This is a genomic window from Bradyrhizobium sp. 154, assembly GCF_023073875.1.
GTDB lineage: Bacteria > Pseudomonadota > Alphaproteobacteria > Rhizobiales > Xanthobacteraceae > Bradyrhizobium.
Window position 1 is genome coordinate 254435 of record NZ_JADPKG010000117.1, and the last position, 19784, is coordinate 274218.

General features: G+C 65.5%; 16 protein-coding genes. 9 read left to right on the forward strand and 7 right to left on the reverse strand.

Going from position 1 to position 19784, the window contains the following annotated elements; translation table 11 throughout:
• Window positions 1-111: 111 nt before the first annotated feature.
• Both IVA92_RS32120 and IVA92_RS32125 read right to left on the reverse strand, forming a co-directional pair.
• A complete protein-coding gene (locus tag IVA92_RS32120; RefSeq protein ID WP_247278694.1) occupies window positions 112-2064 on the reverse strand; it encodes a hypothetical protein in 1953 nt (650 codons plus the stop codon).
• 78 nt (window positions 2065-2142) lie between these two features.
• Window positions 2143-3225 carry a YbhN family protein gene (locus IVA92_RS32125; RefSeq protein ID WP_247278693.1) on the reverse strand — a complete coding sequence of 361 codons (1083 nt, stop codon included), beginning with the start codon at window positions 3223-3225 and terminating at the stop codon, window positions 2143-2145.
• Between the two features lie 425 nt (window positions 3226-3650).
• Between IVA92_RS32125 and IVA92_RS32130 the strand changes: the two genes are divergently transcribed.
• The 3 genes from IVA92_RS32130 (at window position 3651) to IVA92_RS32140 (ending at window position 8292) form a co-directional block, all read left to right on the forward strand.
• Window positions 3651-4157 carry a ferritin-like domain-containing protein gene (locus tag IVA92_RS32130; protein ID WP_247278692.1) on the forward strand — a complete coding sequence of 169 codons (507 nt, stop codon included), beginning with the start codon at window positions 3651-3653 and terminating at the stop codon, window positions 4155-4157.
• 214 nt (window positions 4158-4371) lie between these two features.
• Complete coding sequence (locus IVA92_RS32135) at window positions 4372-5781, forward strand: MFS transporter (protein WP_247278691.1); 1410 nt, start codon at window positions 4372-4374, stop codon at window positions 5779-5781.
• A gap of 111 nt (window positions 5782-5892) precedes the next feature.
• Complete coding sequence (locus IVA92_RS32140; RefSeq protein ID WP_247278690.1) at window positions 5893-8292, forward strand: EAL domain-containing protein; 2400 nt, start codon at window positions 5893-5895, stop codon at window positions 8290-8292.
• Window positions 8293-8296: 4 nt separating this feature from the next.
• Here IVA92_RS32140 and IVA92_RS32145 read toward each other — a convergent pair whose 3' ends face one another.
• Window positions 8297-8731 carry a hypothetical protein gene (locus IVA92_RS32145; protein WP_247278689.1) on the reverse strand — a complete coding sequence of 145 codons (435 nt, stop codon included), beginning with the start codon at window positions 8729-8731 and terminating at the stop codon, window positions 8297-8299.
• Between the two features lie 78 nt (window positions 8732-8809).
• On the opposite strand from IVA92_RS32145, the gene IVA92_RS32150 reads away from it, so the two are divergent.
• Window positions 8810-9391 (forward strand): hypothetical protein, encoded by a 582-nt coding sequence (locus tag IVA92_RS32150; RefSeq protein ID WP_247278688.1) that lies wholly within the window; start codon window positions 8810-8812, stop codon window positions 9389-9391.
• A gap of 8 nt (window positions 9392-9399) precedes the next feature.
• On the opposite strand, the gene IVA92_RS32155 is transcribed toward IVA92_RS32150, so the two are convergent.
• Window positions 9400-10743, reverse strand: coding sequence for a PLP-dependent aminotransferase family protein (locus IVA92_RS32155; protein ID WP_247278687.1), 1344 nt, complete (start codon window positions 10741-10743; stop codon window positions 9400-9402).
• A gap of 182 nt (window positions 10744-10925) precedes the next feature.
• On the opposite strand from IVA92_RS32155, the gene IVA92_RS32160 reads away from it, so the two are divergent.
• Window positions 10926-11162: a DUF1127 domain-containing protein gene (locus IVA92_RS32160; RefSeq protein WP_247278686.1), complete on the forward strand. Its 237-nt coding sequence runs from the start codon at window positions 10926-10928 to the stop codon at window positions 11160-11162.
• 429 nt (window positions 11163-11591) lie between these two features.
• Here the strand turns inward: IVA92_RS32160 and IVA92_RS32165 are convergent, their stop codons facing one another.
• The 3 genes from IVA92_RS32165 to IVA92_RS32175 are packed head-to-tail and all read right to left on the reverse strand — an operon-like array spanning window position 11592 to window position 13215.
• Window positions 11592-12188 carry a hypothetical protein gene (locus IVA92_RS32165; RefSeq protein ID WP_247278685.1) on the reverse strand — a complete coding sequence of 199 codons (597 nt, stop codon included), beginning with the start codon at window positions 12186-12188 and terminating at the stop codon, window positions 11592-11594.
• Between the two features lie 15 nt (window positions 12189-12203).
• On the reverse strand, window positions 12204-12629 hold the full coding sequence (locus IVA92_RS32170; RefSeq protein WP_247278684.1) for a universal stress protein: 426 nt from the start codon (window positions 12627-12629) through the stop codon (window positions 12204-12206).
• A gap of 49 nt (window positions 12630-12678) precedes the next feature.
• Window positions 12679-13215, reverse strand: a complete 537-nt coding sequence (locus IVA92_RS32175; protein ID WP_247278683.1) for a histidine phosphatase family protein — start codon at window positions 13213-13215, stop codon at window positions 12679-12681.
• 92 nt (window positions 13216-13307) lie between these two features.
• Here IVA92_RS32175 and IVA92_RS32180 point away from each other — a divergent pair, with 92 nt between their 5' ends.
• The 4 genes from IVA92_RS32180 to flgK all read left to right on the forward strand — a co-directional run bounded on the left by IVA92_RS32180 (window position 13308) and on the right by flgK (window position 19781).
• Complete coding sequence (locus tag IVA92_RS32180; RefSeq protein WP_247278682.1) at window positions 13308-14765, forward strand: FAD-binding oxidoreductase; 1458 nt, start codon at window positions 13308-13310, stop codon at window positions 14763-14765.
• Between the two features lie 87 nt (window positions 14766-14852).
• The gene (msrB, locus tag IVA92_RS32185) at window positions 14853-15365 is read left to right on the forward strand and encodes a peptide-methionine (R)-S-oxide reductase MsrB (RefSeq protein WP_247278681.1); all 513 of its coding nucleotides are present in this window, start codon (window positions 14853-14855) and stop codon (window positions 15363-15365) included.
• Window positions 15366-15601: 236 nt separating this feature from the next.
• Window positions 15602-17863 (forward strand): flagellar hook-basal body complex protein, encoded by a 2262-nt coding sequence (locus tag IVA92_RS32190; RefSeq protein WP_247278680.1) that lies wholly within the window; start codon window positions 15602-15604, stop codon window positions 17861-17863.
• Between the two features lie 34 nt (window positions 17864-17897).
• Window positions 17898-19781 (forward strand): flagellar hook-associated protein FlgK, encoded by a 1884-nt coding sequence (gene flgK / locus IVA92_RS32195; RefSeq protein ID WP_247278679.1) that lies wholly within the window; start codon window positions 17898-17900, stop codon window positions 19779-19781.
• Window positions 19782-19784: the final 3 nt, after the last annotated feature.

Consider the following 19784-nt stretch of genomic DNA (forward strand, 5'->3'; position numbering starts at 1 on the left):
GCACTTGTCATTGCGAGCGCAGCGAAGCAAATCCAGGCTCTTTCCGCAGAGGGACTCTGGATTGCTTCGCTGCGCTCGCAATGACGGTGTGGAGAGAGCTCGCTCTTGCTTTTACTGCCGGGCGCTCGGCAATAGCTGCGGCAGAAATCCGCGCGTCACGCTTGGCGGTACTGCATCCAGCCCGAGCACGGCGCTCGCAGCAGGCAGTGCGGCATCGGCCATCGCGGCGTGGCCTTCGGCGCTTGGATGCACGGCGCCGCCATAGACGGCGGAGAGCACGCCCCAGGTGGCGTCATGGATGTCGGTCGGCTGGCTCGCGGCCGGCAATCCTTGCGGATAGGTCATCGCAGCAAAATAGCTGTCGTTGGCGTCGCGGATCCAGCGGGCACGGGGCAGGTAGGCGCGATATTCCGAGGCGCCGCGACCGCACAGCATCGGCTGACTCGCCGCCGTCACGATGTCGGGATTGAAGCTCTGGCCGTTCTCGGCAAAGCAGGTGCGGTCGAATTCGGGATCGTTGCCGGAATGGGCGCAGAAGCCGTGATCGGCGAACGCGGCCTGGTGCGCATCGACGAAGGTCATGCGATCGGCTTCGGGATCGCGGCAGAGCGCGCCACGGGTGCAGGTGGCGAGGCCCTTCAGCTGCGGCAGGAATTCGGTGTCGACGAAGGTGGAGACCCGGGCGAGGCGCTGCGGATCGGCATTGAAGGATGGATGGATGTCGAAGCCGCCACGGCCGCCGCGGCAGGGCACGCCGCCATCGGCGAGCGCCGGGTTGGCGTAGGAGACATAGACCACACGTGAGAGGTCGCCGCCGACCAGCGGCTTCAGCGCCTCGCGCAGCTTGACGAAATTCTGCGGCAGCTCGCGCGCCAGCGCGTCGCGGGAATCGTCGACGCTCGCCATCACGCCGGAGCGGCGGAACAGCGCGCGCTCGGTCGCGGTGTCGACGATGACGTCGGCGACGAGGCCGGAAAAATAGACGTCGTTGGCGCCGACCGAGAGCAGCACGAGATCGAGCGTGCGGTCGGGCTGGCGCTTCTTCGCCGCGGTGAGCGCTTCGCGCAGCTCGGCGACCTGCGCGTTCACGCTGGTGTTGCAGACGCCGGTCTTGCCGGGCGGGCATTCGCGGGCGCGCTGCGAGCCGAGCAGTCCGTCGCCGATGCTGGCGCCGGTGCAGGCGAGCGGCAGGAAGGTCACGGCGATATGGGTGTAGCGCACCGCGAGCGCCAGCGCGGTGCGGGCTTGATAGCTGTAGAGCGAGCGGTGACAGGGCGCGTTGAACCAGAGCGCACTGTAGCGTTGCCAGTTGGCGAGCGTGTCCGGCGCCTCGCAGGCGCGGCCGCCTTTGAAGCCGGCGCGGCTCGGCCGATAGTACTGCGCGCCGGCGGTGCCGAGATAGGAGCGGAAGCAGAAACCTTCGTCCGACAGCGCCAGCGGCCGGTCCGGATTGCCTTCGCCGGAGGCGATACTGTCCCCGAGGCCGGCGACGAAAATGTCGCGAACCTGGATCTCGGCCTGGACCCGCTGGGTCGGATCGGAGCCGGAGGAGACGTCGACGGTCGCGACCGTCTGCTTGCCGTAACGGACGCGCAAATTGACCGGCTCGGCGCAATCGAAGGTCGACGCTTGCGGCCCGTCGCCGTCATCGAACGACCAGGTGCAGGTGGCGCCGACCGGCACTGTGCCGACGAGGCGCACGGTGACGGGATGATCGATCGGGGTGATGTAGTTCTCCTTGACGTTGTCGCGGGTGCAGGGCTGGTTGACCCGGCCCTGGAGATCGATGCAGAGCCGGTTGACCATGTTGCGGGCCCAGCCGCGGCCCTCGCTCTGGAGCTCCAGCGACTGCTCGGCGGCCAGGATGCTGCGGTTGCGCGCATTCTCGACATGGAGCAGGAAATCGCGCTCCTCGCGGAACAGGCGGAAGCGGTTGCGCACCTCCCAGCTGATCTGCATGGCGCCGGCGTCTTGAGCGGCGGCGCGCTCGAGCGGCAAAGCGGTCAGAATCCCGGCAAGCAGCAGGGCGCCTGCGGAGAGGGTGCGAAAGGAGGGAGGGATCATGGCCCGCGTGTTCAACGGCAAAGTTGAGGCGGAAATAAGAGAGGATCGCTGCCCGCCCGCAACCTTTGTCTGAGTGGCCTACCGCTTGCCGGCCTGCCGCAGCGCACGCTCGCGCTCCATCGCGGCCACCTGCTTGGGCAGGTTGGCCTGGGTGCAGGCCTCCGCCAGCCGCCGCCGCTCCTGCCACGGCGCGACCACGTTCATCCAGAGCTCGCGCGTGCCCATGATGGAGATGGCGAGGCCGAACGGGATCACGAAATAGAGGATGCGGAACACCAGCAGCGTCGCCAGAAGCTCCTCGCGGCCGAATTCGGGGAGCGCCACCAGCATGGCGGCATCGAATACGCCAATCGAGCCCGGCGCATGGCTGGCAAAGCCGAGCAGCGTTGCCAGGATGAACACAACGGCGAGCGACATGAAGTCGATCGGTGGATTGGCCGGCATCAGCAGGTACATCGCCGTGGCGCAGAAGCCGAGATCGATCACGCCGATCAGGATCTGCACCAGCGTCAGGGGCGCCGAGGGCAGCACCACCTTCCAGCCCTTCTGGCCGAGCTCGCGCCGCTTCTCACCCATGCAGAGCCAGACCAGATAAGCGCCGATCGAGGCGAGGCCGCCGAGCGCGATCAACCGGTTGATCGACGACGGCAGCTGATCCATCGACGACGCCGCACCCGGATGGATGGCCATGCCGATCGAGAGCACGAAGATGTTACCGAGCCAGAAGGTCAGGCCCGACAGGAAGCAGATTTTGGCGACGTCGATCGCGTTCAGCCCGTAATCCGAATAGATCCGGAAGCGGATCGCTCCGCCGGTGAAGACGGTAGCGCCGATGTTGTGGCCGATCGAATAGGACGTGAAGCTGGAGAGCGCCGCGATGCGATAGGGCACGTGCTTCTTGCCGATCGTTCGCAGTGCGAAAAAGTCGTAGAATGTCAGCGTGCAGAACGCAAACAAAACGCAGATCGCCGCCAGCCCGATATTCCCGCGAGGAATCTCGGTCAACGCCGTCAAGATAACTCCGGTATCGATGCCCTTGAGGGTCCGCACCAGCGTGGTGATTGCGAAGGCGATGATGAAGACGCTCGCGGCAATGCCGAGCCGTCGCCAGCCAATCCATCTGTTGAAGCCGCGTTTCAGCGCGGGCAGCAGTCCGTGCATTCATCCTCCCGGCGGGGGGCAAGACCGATCCGGCCAGGCATTGGCCAGTGCGGGTACGATGACGGCCAAAGGGCAGGCGTCGATCGCTTGGCATGATCCAGCTCATTTAAGGCAAAAACAGCGGCTTGTGCAGCCCTTGACAACAATAGGTTCTGCGTTGGACCAGCCACTTTGTCATATGTGGTTCACATCCGACGCGCGTTAAGCATATGAGTCGCGACGTGCGGTTCGGAAAGCGCATTCGTATTTGAGGAGGACGGTTTCAATCCTGGCGCCGTCGGCATTGTTCCAGCGCAGGCGGAGGGTGTCTTGGAACGTCGGTGCCGCGTGCTCGTTAGGCCCCATCAGCAACCGGACATGGCGGAACAGGCGGCCTTTCTGCAGGCCGATGCCGCCGTGTTCCCGAAACCGAGAGGACCGGAACGATGGGACTGTTCACAAAAGACATCAAAACCATGAACGACCTGTTCGTGCACCAGCTCCAGGATGTGTATTACGCCGAGCAGCAGCTCACCAAGGCGCTGCCGAAAATGGCCAGCAAGGCCACCGATCCGCAGCTGAAACAGGGCTTTTTGACGCACCTTGAAGAAACCAAGCAGCACGTGGCGCGTCTCGAGGAAGTGTTCAAGATGCACGGCGTCGCCGTGAAGGCGATCGACTGCCCGGCGATCGACGGCATCATCGAGGAAGCCGACGAGACGGCGGGCGAAGTTGCCGACAAGGCCGTGCTCGACGCGGCGCTGATCAATGCGGCCCAAGCCGCTGAGCATTACGAGATCGCCCGCTACGGCAGCCTGATCGCCTGGGCCAAGCAGCTCGGCCGCAATGATTGCGCGGCGGTGCTTGCCAAGACGCTTGAGGAGGAAAAGGCGACCGACAAGAAGCTGACGACACTCGCCGAGAGCAAGGTGAATCTGCGCGCGGCGAGCTGAGGCAAGACGGAGCTAAGATGAAGACGCCGCGCGATGGTCCGCGCGGCGTCTTCTTATTTCCGTCCTCATCCCAGTGCGCCACTGCGCACAAGACGGGCGATGTACTTTACGCGTGGCGGCCGGGCGCATCCGCATCCATCATTCGGCCATTGTCGAAACATGGCGGCACGCCGGACGGGTATATTTCGCATGGGGCTGCAAGCGAGGTGGCAGCATGCGAGCAAGCATTATCAAACACCAAACCTTTGACAACGCGAGTGCTGCGCCGCGGGCCCGCTCGCATCTTGCAACCTCCCTCACGCTTGCCGCCATGAGCCTCGGCTATGGCGTGGTGCAGCTCGACGTCACCATCGTCAACACCGCGCTCGATGCAATGGGGAGGGCGCTCGGCGGCGGGGTCGCCGAGTTGCAATGGGTGGTCAGCGCCTACACCATCGCGTTTGCCGCCTTCATCCTCACGGCCGGTGCGCTGGGTGACCGGATCGGCGCCAAGCGCGTCTTCATGGCGGGCTTCGCCATCTTCACCGCGGCCTCGCTCGCCTGTGCGCTGTCGCCCAATGCGGTCGTGCTGATCGCAGCACGGCTGGTTCAGGGCCTGGCGGCGGCGATCCTGGTGCCGAATTCTCTTGCGCTGCTCAATCATGCCTATGCGGACGACCGCGAGCGCGGCCGCGCCGTCGCGGTCTGGGCCGCCGGAGCAAGTCTTGCACTCACCGCCGGCCCGTTTGTCGGCGGCGCGTTGATCACGCTGGTCGGCTGGCGCGCGATCTTCCTGGTCAATCTGCCGATCGGGCTCGCCGGCCTGTGGCTGAGCTGGCGCTATGCCAGCGAGACCACGCGGGCGCGCTCGCGCGAGATCGATCTGCTTGGACAGCTGGCTGCAATCGGTGCGCTGGGCGCGCTTGCCGGAGCAATCATCGAAGGCGGGGCGCTCGGCTGGGACCATCCGGCCGTGATCGCAGCCTTTGTCGGAGCCGCCATTCTCGCCGTGCTCTTTGTCTGGCGTGAGAGCCGCGCGGCGCAGCCGATGCTGCCGCTGTCGTTGTTCGGCCAGCGGCTGTTCACGCTGACCTCACTCGTGGGACTGCTGGTGAACATCGCGATCTACGGCCTGATCTTCGTGCTCAGCCTGTATTTCCAGAGGATCAACGGGCTGTCCGCGTGGTGGACCGGGCTTGCCTTCGTGCCGATGATGGCGGCGGTTCTGCCGGTCAATCTGCTAGCGCCGCGCCTAGCCGAGCGCATCGGCTCGTGCCCGACCATCGTCCTCGGCGCCTGCATATCGGCACTCGGCTGTCTCGGCCTGCTCTGGATCGAAGCCGGGACCAGCTATTGGGCGATATGCGCGCAGACGATCGCGATCAGCGGCGGGCTCGGCCTACTGGTGCCGCCGCTGACGTCAACGCTGCTCGGCAGCGTCGAAAAGGCGCGCTCCGGCATCGCAGCCGGCGTCCTGAACGCGACGCGGCAGACCGGCAGTGTGCTCGGCGTTGCCCTGTTCGGTTCGCTGGTGGCGTCGGACCGTGCGTTCATGACCGGGCTGCATCTGTCGCTGGTCATCTCGGCGGCGGTCTTGCTGATTGCCGCCGCCGTGATCGGTGTCGGTGCGCCGGCGCGAGGATGAACAATTGAGCGAACGCGCACATCTCCCATTCACCATTCCCGGAGCAGGTTTGTAGCCAGTTACCAATCGTCCATCTCTGTCGGCTCAAGTGCCGGTCGATAGGGGCCGGCGATGTATCAAGTTCTCTTCTGTCTCACCGACGAGCACGATTGGCGACTGGTCGCGCTTGGCGCTGCGGTGTGTCTGCTCGCCAGCGCGGCGGCAATCAGCCTGTTCCAGCGCGCACGCGCGACGCAGGGCCCCGGACGTCTGGTCTGGATCGCCCTGGATGCCGTCGTCAGCGGATGCGGCATCTGGGCGACGCATTTCATCGCGATGCTCGCCTACGGGCCGGGGGGTGCCGGCGCCTACAACATCCCGGTAACGCTCCTCTCCTTGATCCTTGCGATCTCCGTGACCTTCGTGGGGCTGAGCATCGCGGTATCGTCCTCGCGCCCGGTGTGGATCGCCCTCGGCGGCGCGATTGTCGGCTCTGGTGTCGCGGCGATGCACTACACCGGCATGGCGGCGCTGGAGATTCCGGCGCGCGTGGCCTGGATCGGAAGCACGGTTGCCGCCTCGGTGCTGTTCGGAATCGTCTTGGCGGGCTTCGCATTGTTCATCGCCGCGCGGCGCGACGACCTCTCCCATGCGCTCAGCGCGACTGCGCTGCTGACGCTTGCCATTGTCGCGCATCATTTCACCGCGATGGGCGCGGTGCTGCTGACGCCGGACCCGACCCGCGCGATCAGCGGGCTCTCCATCCCGCCGGCCTCGCTGTCCTTCCTCACCGCCAGCGCTGCGGTCGCGATCATCGCGATTGCGCTCGTGGCCGCGCTGCTCGACCGCCGCGCCAAGGGCGAACTGGGGCGCCAGCAGATCGTGCTGGACAGCGCACTCGAGAACATGTCGCAAGGACTGTGCATGTTCGACGCAAACGGCAAGATCATCCTGTTCAACGAGCGCTATGCCGCGATGCTCCGTCGCACCGACATCCTGCTCACCGGCCGCCTTTTGGTCGACGTGCTTAGGGAAGAGCAGGCGAAGGGCCAGTGGCAGGGCGACGCGGATGAATTCTTCGCCCGCCTTGTCGCCGACGCGCGAGAGGGGCGCACCACGACCGACGTCGTCAACCGGTTCGGCCGCTCCATCCGGGTGGTCAACCAGCCGATGCAGGGCGGCGGCTGGGTCGCCACTTTCGAGGACATCACCGAATGGCTGGAGGCGCAGGCCAAGATCTCGCACATGGCGCGCCATGATGCGCTGACCAGCTTGCCGAACCGCGTGCTGTTCCACGAACAGCTCGAGCATGGGCTGCGCCGGACCAAGTCGGGTGACCAGCTCGCGGTGCTTTGTCTCGATCTCGATCACTTCAAGGACATCAACGACTCGCTCGGCCACCCGATCGGCGATGCGCTGCTAAAGGAAGTCGGCCGCAGGCTGAAGGCCACCGTCGGCGAGCACGACACCGTGGCGCGGCTCGGCGGCGACGAGTTTGCGGTGGTCCAGATCGGACGTTCCGAGGAAACCGCTGCGAGATCGCTTGCCGGGCGCCTCGTCGAGGTGATCTCGGCGCCTTACAAGATCGACGACCACCAGATCGTGATCGGCGTCTCGATCGGCATCTCGCTGTCGCCGCAGGATGGCAGCCATCCGGACGAGCTCCTGAAGAACGCAGACCTCGCGCTCTACCGCGCCAAGGCGGACGGCCGCGGCACCTATCGCTTCTTCGAAACCGGCATGGATGCGCGCGCGCAGGCGCGGCGCCTCCTGGAAATGGATCTACGCGCGGCGCTGCAACGTGACGAGTTCATGGCGTATTATCAGCCGATCCGTGACGTCGCGAGCGGCCGCGTCGTCGCCTTCGAGGCGCTGCTGCGCTGGAACCACCCGCAGCGCGGGCTGATCGCACCCATCAGCTTCATTCCGCTGGCCGAGGAGACCGGGCTCATCGTTCAGCTCGGCGAGTTCGTGCTGCGCTCCGCCTGCACCGACGCGGCGACCTGGCCCGACGATGTCGACGTCGCCGTCAACTTGTCGCCGGTGCAGTTCAAGAGCCCGAACCTGATCGCATCGGTGACCGAGGCGCTGGCCATCTCGGGACTTGATGCGCGCCGCCTCGAGCTCGAGATCACCGAATCGGTGCTGCTCCAGAACAGCGAGGCGACGCTGACGACCCTGCATGAGCTGCGCGCGATGGGCGTGCGGATCTCGCTCGACGATTTCGGCACCGGCTATTCGTCCCTGAGCTATTTGCGCAGCTTCCCGTTCGACAAGATCAAGATCGATCGTTCGTTCGTGTCGGAGCTGGCGACGCGCGAGGATTCCATGGCGATCATCCGCGCTGTGACCGGCCTCGGCCGCAGCCTCGGTATCGTCACCACGGCGGAAGGTGTCGAGAATGACGCGCAGCTCGAGCTGCTCCGGCGTGAAGGCTGTACCCAGGCGCAAGGCTATCTGTTCAGCAAGCCGCGGCCTGCTTCCGATATCGCGATCATGCTGGATCGGCCGCGGCTACTCGCGTCGGCGTGATGGCCTAGCCGCGGCGCAACGCAAAATGCGCGCCGCAAAATGCCATCACAGCGCCGAGGCACAGCGCAGCGAGCCCGGCCAGGACACCCGAGACCGTTGGGATCGGGCTCGGTGCTGAGGCCGCCTGGCCCGCGCCCGCGAGCAGCAGCACGCCGACTGCGATCAGGAATTGGCGCATCCGTTGCGGGATCTGGCCGGAGACGGCGCTCTGCATCAATGATGCCGTGAAATAGCCGCCGGAAAAGCCGACGGTGGCGATCAGCCACCATGCGATCGCCGCGCCGGCCGGGATGAACTCATGCGTGTCGGCGCGCCAGAGACCGCCGAGGTCGAGCCCGTAGCGCGCGCCCAGCATATGCACCGCGAGCGCGAGCAGCACGCCGGAGATCAGGGCAGCGCCGAGAATCAGGCGGCGCGGAAAAAAGGTCGTCTCAGCCATGCCCCGCTTGTAGGATGGGCGAGGGCGTTCGCGCAAGCGGATCGCTGACGGGATCGCGAGGACGGGATCGATGTCGAGATGCAGGTTTCGGATGCTGACGCAGTCACGAGCTATGCCTATAAGGCCTCGCTGATCGGTTCGGCCCACCGTTTCGAGCTGACGGACGAGGGCCTGTCCTGGCACATCGCCGGGCGCTCCGCGCTGTGGCGCTATGACGAGATCAGCGCGATCCGGCTGTCGTTCCGCCCAGTGTCGATGCAGCAGCACCGCTTTCGCGCCGACGTCAGCCACGCCGATGGTCGGCGCATCGCGATCCTGTCGACGAGCTGGCAAACGGCCGCGCTGATGGCGCCGCAGGACAGCGGTTTTCGCCAGTTCATCGTCGCGCTGCATGCACGCATGGCCAAGGCCGGCAGCCGGGCGACGCTGAGCGCGGGCCTCGGCCGCATGGCCTATGCGGCGGTGCTGGTCTTCCTTGCGGTGCTGACGGTGGCGATGGCGGTGCTGTTGATCCGCGCGCTGATGATCGGCGAGTTCGCGGGCGCGCTGTTCATTCTCGGCTTTGCCGCGCTGTTCGCCTGGCGGGTCGGCGGCTTCGTCCGGCGCAACCGGCCGCGGAGCTACAGCTTCGATCAACTACCCCGGTCCTTGCTGCCATAGATAGATCGCTACTCCGTCGAGTCAAAATCCTCTTCCTTGGTGCCGAGCAGCGAAACGATCGTGCGCAGGCCGGAATCGAGCTGCTCGGGCGAGGGCGGCGCGAGCGCGAGCCGCACCGCATTCGGTGCATGACCATGAGCAATCGCGAAGGTCGAGGACGGCGTCAGCGCGATGCCGCGCCGGGCTGCCGCGGCGACGAAGGTCTGCGAACGCCAATGCGGTGGCAGCGTCAGCCAAAGATGATAGGCGCGCGGATCGGCGGCGAGCTGGTAGCCGGCCAAGAGCCTCGCTGCGGTCTGCTGGCGGCGTGCGGCGTCGATGCGCTTCAGCCTTGTCAGCTCGGCGACGGTGCCGTCGGCCATCAGCCGCTGCCCGGACGCCAGCGCGTGGCCGGAGGCGATCCAGCCGCCGGTGCGGATCGCGCTCATCACGCTCTCGCGCAGATGCGGCGGCGCGACCAGGATGCCGAGCGCAAGGCCGGGCGCGACCTTCTTGGACAGGCTGTCGAGCACGATACAGCGGTCGGGCCCGAGCGCTGCGAGCGGCGTGTCGTCGGCGAGGAAGCCGTAGACGGCGTCCTCGATGATGGTGAGATCGAGCTTCTCGGCGATGCGCATGATATCGGCGCGCCGCGTTGCGTTCATGGTAACGCCGAGCGGGTTCTGGATGATGGGCTGGAGATACAGCGCCGACAGGTGGGCTTCGCGATGCGCTTTCTGGATGGCGTCGGGCCGCGCGCCGTGCTCGTCCATCGGGATCGGGACCAGCGTCACGCCGAGCCGCGCGGCGATGCTCTTCACGTAAGGATATGTCAGCGCCTCGACACCGCAGCGGCCCCCGGTGGGGACGAGCGCTGCGAGCGCGGCCGCGAGTGACTGCTTGCCGTTGGCGGTAAAGAAAATCTGCTCGGCCTGCGGCGCGAAATCCTTGCGTGCGAGGTAGGCGGCGGCCGCAACGCGCGCGCTCTTGGTGCCGGTGCTGGTCGAGACGCGCAGCGCGGATTCGAGCGCGTCGACGCGCTCGAGCCCTGCAAGGCTCTTGGCGATCATCGCCCATTGCTGCGGCAGCAGCGGATAATTGACCTCGAAATTGATGCGCGCGTCCACGGGCTCCCTGATCGTCTCGACTTCGCGCCTGACATCGCCGGAGATGAAGGTACCGCGGCCGACCTCACCGACGACGAGCCCGCGACGGAGCAATTCGGTGTAAACCCGGCTCGCGGTCGAGACCGCGATGCCGCGGTCATAAGCAAAATTGCGCTGCGGCGGCAGCCGGTCGCCAGGCCTTAACGTGCCGTTAGTGATATCGGCCGCAATGGCATCGGCGAGCTTCACGTACTCGAACTTGGACATTATTGCACCGAGAGCAATGTTTTACTTGCTCCGATCAGTGTACTGAAGCATTTAAGTTCCATCAAGTTCCGCGAGCCGAGGAGAGCGAGAGCAATCCCGCGGCAAATGAGGTGCAAGCGCTCGAAGCGTCTGCGCCAACGGCATCGGCTTCGCCGCGCGGGACAGCATGCCGGAGAAGAACAATGACCACGATCTCGCAAACTGCCGAGCGGAGTTTACGCCCCTCCTCATCACGCGGATTTTTCAGCACGCTCGTCGCCGCCACCTATGCGCTGTTCGACCGCCTCGAGCGCCGCTCCGCCGTCAAGACGCTGAACCAACTCGACGACCGCGCCCTGCGCGATATCGGCATCACGCGCAGCGAGATCGAGGACGCCGTCTACGGGCAGTTCAAGGCCGAGCTGACGCGGTATTTGTGAGACGATGACAATGGCGAAGGGTGGGTGACGGCGTTCGCCCTTCGCGTGTCCCGGACGCGCTGCGTCGCAAGGGCTCCTCGCGATGACGATCAAGAGGCGGCGGCCTGATTCTCCAGGTGACGCCGTCATTCCCCGCCACCGGGTCTCGCCTTCGGCGAGCCCGATGACAGGCCCCGGCGGGGAATCAGTACGCCGCGGCGTCTCTGTTCAATCACTGCCGTCTCGGCGTACCGGATCGCTCGGTCGAGCCGGGCGATGACAGCGAGTGTGTGGTGGCAGACACACCTTCGCATCCTCGCGGCTTGTTCGCCCGAGCTTTGCTTCGGTGCCTTGCCCTCATAATTGAAAGAGGGGCAGGGAAGACGGGGGGAAGACCGGGAGCCGGTTGGCTTCCATGGACCGCCATGCCAAGAGCAGATTGCGTGTGCTTCATGCATAGCGGACAACAGGGCAACCGGAGACATCCCGGCCTTCCCTGCGCGGACGGTTGGAACGGCCTATGTCGCGCTCTTGTGTCTGGGAAATCTGCCAGAATGTGCAAACGGGCGGTTCTCGCAAAACCGCCCGTTGCTGGATCTGAGCCCGGTCGCGCTCAAAGGCCGTGAGGTCGTGCTCGGGCCGGTCGGATTTGCGGTGTGGTCTCGACCAGGCGCCCCGTTCACGTCGATGCCGGATATCGAGACGTTGCATATGTGCGACGACACCGCCGGTGAGCTGGGCGACGCGTGCTGCCGCTTGTTTGACGAAGAACATGACCGTCGTGACGCGGCTCAGCATACCTACCAGGAACAGCACCGAGAAAATGTCGACATAAGCGAGGAAGTCGCCGACCAGCATCAGCTCCGGCGGAATCGGGATTCTGTGATAGTAGGCCAGCACAATGATCGCGACGGGGATGGAGGCGATCAACTTCCGCACCGTCAGTCTGTCCAGCAGCGCGGCCAGCCGCACGACCAGCACCTCCCATAGTGCGTCGCCGACCGCAAGCGGGACCTCATAGGTCCATCTCCGCCACCATTGCTTCACGACATTGCTCCGAGCTCAGTGCCTGACCACCAGCACCGAGCATTTGGCGTAGCGCACGACGTGCCCGGCGTTGGAGCCGAGGAAATAGGTGCGCATCGCCGGCCTGTGCGAGGTCATCACGATGAGGTCGGCTTTCATGTGCACCGCTTCCTCCAGGATCTCGTGGTAGATGCCGCCCTGGCGCACCACGCTGGAGATGCGGGAGGGTTCGATCCCGGACTCCCGCGCGACGATGGCGAGCGCTTCTTCCGAGGTCTGGCGCTGCTGCTCGTCGAAATCGGCCGGCACGTATTCGGCCAGCATCACCGGCGTCATCGGCAGCACGTTGAGCAGGCGTACAACGCCGCCCCAGGTTTGCGACAACGTCGCCGCGGTTGCGATCGCCGGCTTGGCGAGATCGGTGTCAGCGAGGTCAATGGGCACGAGGATGGACTTGAACATCTGCGCCTCCAATCTTTCGGTCAGCACGTCTTGGCGGTACGTCGCGCGATCATCCCGATCGAAGCAGCTTGGGGCTGACCAACAGCACCAGTTTGCCGCGGCGGTAGGCCACGTCACCCCAATCCTTGACGTCAAAGTCGAAGATCGCAAGCCCCGCGGTAGGCAGGTTGTCGCCGAGTGCCCGCGCGCCGGCCGGATCGCCGCTGCCCATAAGCATGAGCGCGACCTCGTGCATGCCGGGATTGTGGCCGACCAGCAGCAATTGCTTTGGGTCGGCCGGGGCGGTTGCAGTGCGAATGGCGTCCAGGATCTGCGCGGGATCGGCGCCATAAAGTTCCGGCAGGACCTCGACCTGCGGCGCAGCGACGCGGTCCTTCATTGCCTCCCAGGCGATGTCCCAGGTCTGCCGGGCCCGGACGGCATGCGACACCAGCACGGTCTCGGGGAAGGGCGGATGGGCGGCGATCCAGTCGCCCATCTGCGCAGCATCCCTGTGGCCGCGGTCGTCGAGCCGGCGATCCTGGTCACGGCCGCTCGGTGCGTCGGTCTCGGTCTTGGCGTGACGCAGCAGCATCAAACGGCGCATGGCATTCTCGAATCGTTACGCGTCCACGATAATCTACAGGCGCGGGTTGAGGACAAGGTGACAAGCGCCTGATGGCTCCGTTAAGAAACGACATGAGCGAGACTTTCACAAGCGTGTCCCAGGAAGAAGCCGGCTTTCGCGAGCGGACGCGGCTGACGTTCGATCTCGATGCCGACATCTGCGTGATCGGGGCGGGGCTTGCCGGCCTCTCGGTCGCGCTGGAGGCGGCCCGGCTCGGGGCCAGTGTCGCGGTGCTCGAGGGCCGCCATATCGGTTGGAACGCCTCCGGCAACCAGCTCGGCACCGTGATGCCGGGCTTTGCACTGTCGCTCGCGGATCTGATCGAGCGCGTCGGTCTTGAGGACGCGCGCGAATTGTGGACGCTGTCGAAGCAGGGCGCCGAGTTCGTCCGCGCCAACGCCACCGAAGAGAACATGCCGGGGATCGGCCTCCGCGAGGGCGCGCTGGAAGTGTCGAATGTCGATGACGGCGACCGGCTGATCAGCCGGCTGCAGATGCTGCACGAGGATTTCGATACCGAGGTCGAGGGCTGGCAGGTCGATCGCGTCCGAGCGGTGCTCAAGACCGATCGATACTTCCACGGCATCCATTATCCCCGCGCGTTCCAGGTCGACGGCCGCAAATATGTGCACGGCCTTGCGGCACTGGCGCGGCGGGCAGGCGCCAGCATCTTCGAGGATACCCCGGTCGTCAGCATCGATCATTCCGGCATCCGCAAGCGCATCGTCACGCCCTCGGCGCGGCTGCGCGCGAGCCATATCGTGCTCGCCGGCAACATCCATCTCGGCGCGCCCCTGCGGCGTTTGTCGGAGACGTTGCTTCCGGTCTGGCGCTATGCCGGCATCACCGCGCCGCTTGGCGAGCGCGTGCACGAGATCACCGCCTTCAAGGGATCGGTGATGGACTCCGGCGGCATCGACCATTTTCGTATCGTCGACGGCGACCGGCTGATGTGGGAGAGCCCGCAGACCACCTGGGCAGCGCGTCCGCAGCGCTTCGCCGGCGCGGTCAGGCGGCGGATCCGCACGATCTTTCCCCAGCTCGGCAATGTCGAGATCACCGATATGTTCGGCGGCGCCACCGGCCAGACGGTGCACGGCATGCCGCAGATCGGCCAACTGCGCAAAGGCCTGTGGGTGGCGAGCGGGTTCGGCCGCCAGGGCATGAACACCTCGGCCATGGCCGGACAGTTGATCGCGCGCAGCATCCTGCGGGGTGATGAACGCTGGCGCCTGTTTTCGCCCTTCGAGCTGGTCTGGGCGGGAGGGATGACCGGACGGGTCGCCGGCCAATTGGTCGGGCTCTGGGGCAGGGCGAGTTCCGCGGCCGCCGGCTCGCTCGCCCGCTACCGCGAGCGGGCGCGGGTCAAGGACGGGAAACGCGAGGCGCGCCTCGCCGAAGCCAACCGGGCGGCTGGCACCGGTCCGCGCCGTCCGCCGCCCGGGGTCCGGCCACGGCCGGCACCGCCGCCACGAGCTGCGGCCCAGGCCGCGGAACCAGCCCCGCAGGAGGACAGCGTCTCGCAATAGACCCGAGAATAATTCCGCCCGGAAGTGTAACATCGGCCGTCAGAAGCCCGTATCTCAGGGCGTGAACGCTCCCGCACGGAGAATGAGATGTTTGATCGCCGCATCCTGCTATCGACTGCCGCCGGGCTGTTCGGCCTTTCGGCCTTCCGCTGGCTGAGGGCATCGCCGGCCGAGGCTGGCGAGAAGGCCGCGGAAAAGTTCGAGATCGTGAAGACGGAGGCCGAATGGCGTGCCCAGCTCACGCCGCAGCAATATGAGATCCTGCGCAATCACGGCACCGAGCGGCCCGGCTCCAGCCCACTGCTCAAGGAGCATCGCAAGGGCATTTTCGCCTGCGCCGGCTGCGACCTGCCGCTGTTTAGCTCCGACACCAAGTTCGAGAGCGGCACCGGTTGGCCGAGCTTCTACCAGCCGATCGAGGGCAATGTCGGCAAGACAGAGGACCGTGCTTACGGCATGGTCCGCACCGAAGTGCATTGCCGCCGCTGCGGCGGCCATCTCGGCCACGTCTTCGACGACGGTCCGAAACCAACCGGTCTGCGCTACTGCATCGACGGTTTCGGGCTGGTCTTCCATCCCGCGGCGGCGTCGGCGACGTAGGGCTTTTTTTGAGGCGTCTTCTTCACGCGAACCGGTAGCCACTTCGCTCGAAAACGCTATGGCATCCCGGCAATTGTTGCCGGCCCGGCAATTGTGCCCCGGTCATCCGACTGGGGCATGTTCATTTAAGTCGTTGATTTCCTGAAGATACCTGCATTGGCATAGCCTTTGCGACTGTCTCCTCCGACTGCGGCCAGGCTCGACCGGCCGCCGGGATCGGATTTGGAGACAAAGTTATGGGTATCTTCGATGCAATGAACACCTCGGTGGGTGGCCTGCAGGCGCAGTCGTTCGCGCTTCAGAACATTTCCGGCAACATCGCGAACTCATCGACCACCGGTTACAAGGGCATCGGCACCAGCTTCGTCGATCTCATTCCCGACTCGTCCGTGCCGAGCAAGCAGGTCGCAGGCGGCGTGACGGCCAACGCCAAGGCCACCATCACGACGCAGGGAACGATCTCGTCGTCCACCGTCGCCACCAACATGGCAATCACCGGCGACGGTTTCTTCTCGATCCAGAAGGCGACCGGCGTCGTCGACAACGTACCGGTGTTCAGCGGCGTCACCTACTACACCAGGCGTGGCGACTTCCAGCTCAATGCCAACGGCAATCTGGTCAATGGCGCCGGTTATTACCTGATGGGCGTCACGGTCGACCCGAAGACGGGCAATCCGCAGGGCAACGTGGCGACCGTCCTGCAATTCCAGAACAATTTCATTCCGGCGCAGGCGACCACCTCGATCCAGTACGCCGCGAACCTGCCGACGCAGCCGAACACGGTGGCGAGCACGACGGCGGCGACGGGCACGCTGCTGGCCGCTGGTGGACTGAACCCATCCGACTTCGCCGCCAATCCGTTGCCCGTCGGCACACCGCCCGCACCCTATGCCAACGCAAAGGTCTCCGGCGCGGCGGCGACCGGCAACGTCCGCTCGCCCTACTCGTCGACCACGGGCACGGGTACGGTTGCGCTTCAGAACAATTCGTCCGCCGTGGCTTCGACCACCACGTCCCTCGACAACACGGTAGGTACGCATCTCGCCTCTAGCATTCTCACCGCGCTGAGCGGCCAGACGCTGACCATTAACGGCAACACGGTCACCTTCAACGCCGGCACGACGGTCTCGACGGTCGGCAGCAACACCACTATCGGTCTCGGTGCGGGCACGACGGCTACGGTGGCGGACATCCTGAACGCGATCCAGACCGCCGGCGGCGCCGGTGTCACGGCGTCCCTCTCCGCCAGCGGCAACATCGTGATCTCCAGCGGTACCGGCACCGACGTGGCGGTGGGCAGCGGCACGGCAGCCACCGCGCTCGGCATCAGCAGCGTGACGCGCGGCGGAAACGTGCTGTCCTCGCCCGCGATCTCGGGCTCAACGGTGCTGAGCGGCACGGCGACCGCCGGCGGCGCCCAAGTGCTCTCGTCGGGTTTTTCCGCAGGCCCGCCCGCCGACACGATCACCGTCAACGGTCAGACGCTGACCTTCGTCGCCTCGGGTGCGTCGGGCCCGAACCAGATCAACATCACCGACAACATCACGACCCTGCTCGGCAAGATCGATGCACTCTCCGGCGGGTCGGGGTCGTCGGTGAGCAGCGGTGGCGTGATCACGCTGAATACCGGCACCGTCTCTAATCTCACAGTGTCGAGCTCGAACAGCGCGGCCTTTGCCGCGCTCGGCTTCACCTCGACCATCACCAAGAATCGCGACGGCGGCGGCACCGCCGGCACCGGCGGTGTGATCGGCAACGACATCGCCACCTTCACCAAGGAATCGATCAGCGGCGGTGCCGTGACCGCCTACAACGCCGCCGGCACGCCGGTGAATCTGCAATTGCGCTGGGCCAAGACCGACAGCGCTTCGTTGGGCGCGGGCCATTCCGATACCTGGAACCTGTTCTACCAGACCGACCCGAATGCGACCGGCACGACGGTCGGCTGGGTCAATACCGGCCAGGCCTTCACTTTTGCCTCGGACGGCTCGCTGACCTCGCCGAGCGGCTCGGGCATCACCATCAACAATGTCAGCGTGAGCGGCCAGTCGCTCGGCTCCGTCGCCTTCAACATCTCCTCGGGCGGGCTAACGCAATATGCCAGCACGAGCGGCGCGGTGACCATCAACACCATCACCCAGAACGGCTATTCCGCCGGTCAGCTCCGCTCGGTTGCCGTCAACAACAATGGCATCGTGGTCGGAACCTTCTCGAATGGCCAGAACCTCAACCTCGCTCAGGTCCAGCTATCGCATTTCAACGGCACAAACTATCTGAAGGCGCTCGACGGCGGCGCTTATGCCGCGACTGAACAGTCGGGAGACGCCATCGATGGCGCTTCGGGCACCATCAGCGGCTCGTCGCTGGAGGGATCCAACACCGACATCGCCGACGAATTCACCAAGCTGATCGTGACCCAGCAGGCCTATTCGGCCAACACCAAGGTGATCACGACCGCGAATTCGATGGTGCAGGACCTCTTGAACGTGTTGCGCTGATCGGCGCGTAACGTAACCAAAGGCGGCTAGTAACATGGGTTTGAGTTCGGCCCTCGCCAGTGCGATGAGCGGTCTGCGTGCCAACCAGGCCGCGCTCTCGATCGTCTCCTCGAACGTCGCAAATTCGCAGACGCCGGGTTACGTCGTCCAGACGCCGAACCAGATCGAGGTCACCACCGGCGACTTCGGCTCGACGGCGATGACCACCGGTGTCAGCCGCGAGCTCGACAGCTACGTGCTGAACCAGCTACGGACCGAGACCGGCGGCAGCGGCTACGCCGACCAGATGGCCAACATCTTGAAGCAGCTTCAGAATGTCTATGGCACGCCCGGCAATTCCGGCACGCTCGAAACTGCGCTGAACAATTTCACCACAGCGCTCCAGGCGCTGTCGACCAGTTCGGGTGCGTCGTCGGCGCAGACCGTGGCCCTCGGCGCGGCCCAGGCGCTGGCACAGCAGCTCAACGTCACGACTAAAGGCATCCAGTCGCTGCGCTCCAATGTCGAGCAGGATCTCGGCACTTCGGCGCAAGCCGCCAACGCGGCGATGCAGCAGATCGCCGACATCAACACCAGGCTCCAGGGCCTTTCGGCCAACGATCCCTCGGCGGCGACGCTGATGGACCAGCGCGACCAGGCCATCAACACGCTGTCGAAATATGTCGACGTCCGGGTCACGACGGACGGCTCGAACCAGGCCAACATCTACACCACGACCGGGATTCAGCTCGTCGGCGCCGGGCTCGCCTCGGAATTCTCCTTTGCGTCCGCGGGCGCGCTGTCGGCGACCTCGCTCTACAACATCGATCCGACCAAGTCCGGCGTCGGCGCGTTCAACATCAAGCTGCCGAACGGCTCGCAGGTCGACGTCGTCGCCAACAACGTGGTGTCTTCCGGCCAGATCGCGGCTGACCTGAAGCTGCGCGACCAGACGCTGGTGCAGGCGCAGAACCAGATCGATCAGCTCGCCGCCACGATGTCGAGCGCGCTGTCCGACAAGACGACGGCCGGCAGCACGGTCTCCGGTCCGCCGGCCGGATTCGATCTCGACCTCGCCGGTGCGGCGCCGGGCAACACCGTCAACATCACCTACACGGACACGACCACCAACACGCAGCGCCAGATCACGCTGGTCAACGTGACCGATCCGGCCGCGTTGCCGCTGCAGAACGCGACGAATGCCAGCCCGATGCGGATCGGCATCAACTTCGCCGGCGGCATGGGCGCGATCGCCTCTACGCTCAACACCGCGCTATCAGGCACGCATCTGTCGTTCGCCGCCGCCCCGTCGCCGGCGACGGCCACGACGCTGCGGCTAGCCGACGACAACACCGGCCTTGCCAAGGTCAATTCAGCCTCGACCACCAAGACGATCTCGTCGCTGACCTCGGGCAACCCGCAACTGCCGCTGTTCACCGACGGCGGCCAGGCGCTCTACACCGGCGCGATCACCGCGTCGGGTTCGCAGATGACCGGCCTTGCCGGGCGCATCGCCGTGAACACGCAGCTGGTTTCCGATCCGACCCGGCTGTCGGTCTACAACACCTCGCCGGTGACGCCCGCGGGCGATACCACGCGTTCGGACTATCTCTATTCCCAGCTCACCAATGCGGTGTTCTCCTATTCGCCGCAGAGCGGGCTCGGCTCGGCGAACCAGCCCTTCGCCGGCAGCGTTTCGAACTACCTCCAGCAGTTCCTGAGCGTGCAGGCCAATGCCGCGACCCAGGCGACCCAGCTCCAGCAGGGCCAGAGCGTGGTGGTCTCGACGCTCCAGGCCAAGTTCAACTCGACCTCCAGCGTCAACCTGGACTCGGAGATGTCGAACCTGATCCAGCTTCAGAATGCCTATGCCGCCAACGCCCACGTCATGTCGGTGGTGCAGAGTATGATGAACACGTTGCTCCAGGCTCAAGGGTAACAA

What these genes read in the sequence shown, in the direction of transcription:
- IVA92_RS32120 (WP_247278694.1), bottom strand. Translation starts at nt 2,064, where the DNA reads ATGATCCCTCCCTCCTTTCGCACCCTCTCCGCAGGCGCCCTGCTGCTT.
- IVA92_RS32125 (WP_247278693.1), bottom strand. Translation starts at nt 3,225, where the DNA reads ATGCACGGACTGCTGCCCGCGCTGAAACGCGGCTTCAACAGATGGATT.
- IVA92_RS32130 (WP_247278692.1), top strand. Translation starts at nt 3,651, where the DNA reads ATGGGACTGTTCACAAAAGACATCAAAACCATGAACGACCTGTTCGTG.
- IVA92_RS32135 (WP_247278691.1), top strand. Translation starts at nt 4,372, where the DNA reads ATGCGAGCAAGCATTATCAAACACCAAACCTTTGACAACGCGAGTGCT.
- IVA92_RS32140 (WP_247278690.1), top strand. Translation starts at nt 5,893, where the DNA reads ATGTATCAAGTTCTCTTCTGTCTCACCGACGAGCACGATTGGCGACTG.
- IVA92_RS32145 (WP_247278689.1), bottom strand. Translation starts at nt 8,731, where the DNA reads ATGGCTGAGACGACCTTTTTTCCGCGCCGCCTGATTCTCGGCGCTGCC.
- IVA92_RS32150 (WP_247278688.1), top strand. Translation starts at nt 8,810, where the DNA reads ATGCAGGTTTCGGATGCTGACGCAGTCACGAGCTATGCCTATAAGGCC.
- IVA92_RS32155 (WP_247278687.1), bottom strand. Translation starts at nt 10,743, where the DNA reads ATGTCCAAGTTCGAGTACGTGAAGCTCGCCGATGCCATTGCGGCCGAT.
- IVA92_RS32160 (WP_247278686.1), top strand. Translation starts at nt 10,926, where the DNA reads ATGACCACGATCTCGCAAACTGCCGAGCGGAGTTTACGCCCCTCCTCA.
- IVA92_RS32170 (WP_247278684.1), bottom strand. Translation starts at nt 12,629, where the DNA reads ATGTTCAAGTCCATCCTCGTGCCCATTGACCTCGCTGACACCGATCTC.
- IVA92_RS32175 (WP_247278683.1), bottom strand. Translation starts at nt 13,215, where the DNA reads ATGCGCCGTTTGATGCTGCTGCGTCACGCCAAGACCGAGACCGACGCA.
- IVA92_RS32180 (WP_247278682.1), top strand. Translation starts at nt 13,308, where the DNA reads ATGAGCGAGACTTTCACAAGCGTGTCCCAGGAAGAAGCCGGCTTTCGC.
- msrB (WP_247278681.1), top strand. Translation starts at nt 14,853, where the DNA reads ATGTTTGATCGCCGCATCCTGCTATCGACTGCCGCCGGGCTGTTCGGC.
- IVA92_RS32190 (WP_247278680.1), top strand. Translation starts at nt 15,602, where the DNA reads ATGGGTATCTTCGATGCAATGAACACCTCGGTGGGTGGCCTGCAGGCG.
- flgK (WP_247278679.1), top strand. Translation starts at nt 17,898, where the DNA reads ATGGGTTTGAGTTCGGCCCTCGCCAGTGCGATGAGCGGTCTGCGTGCC.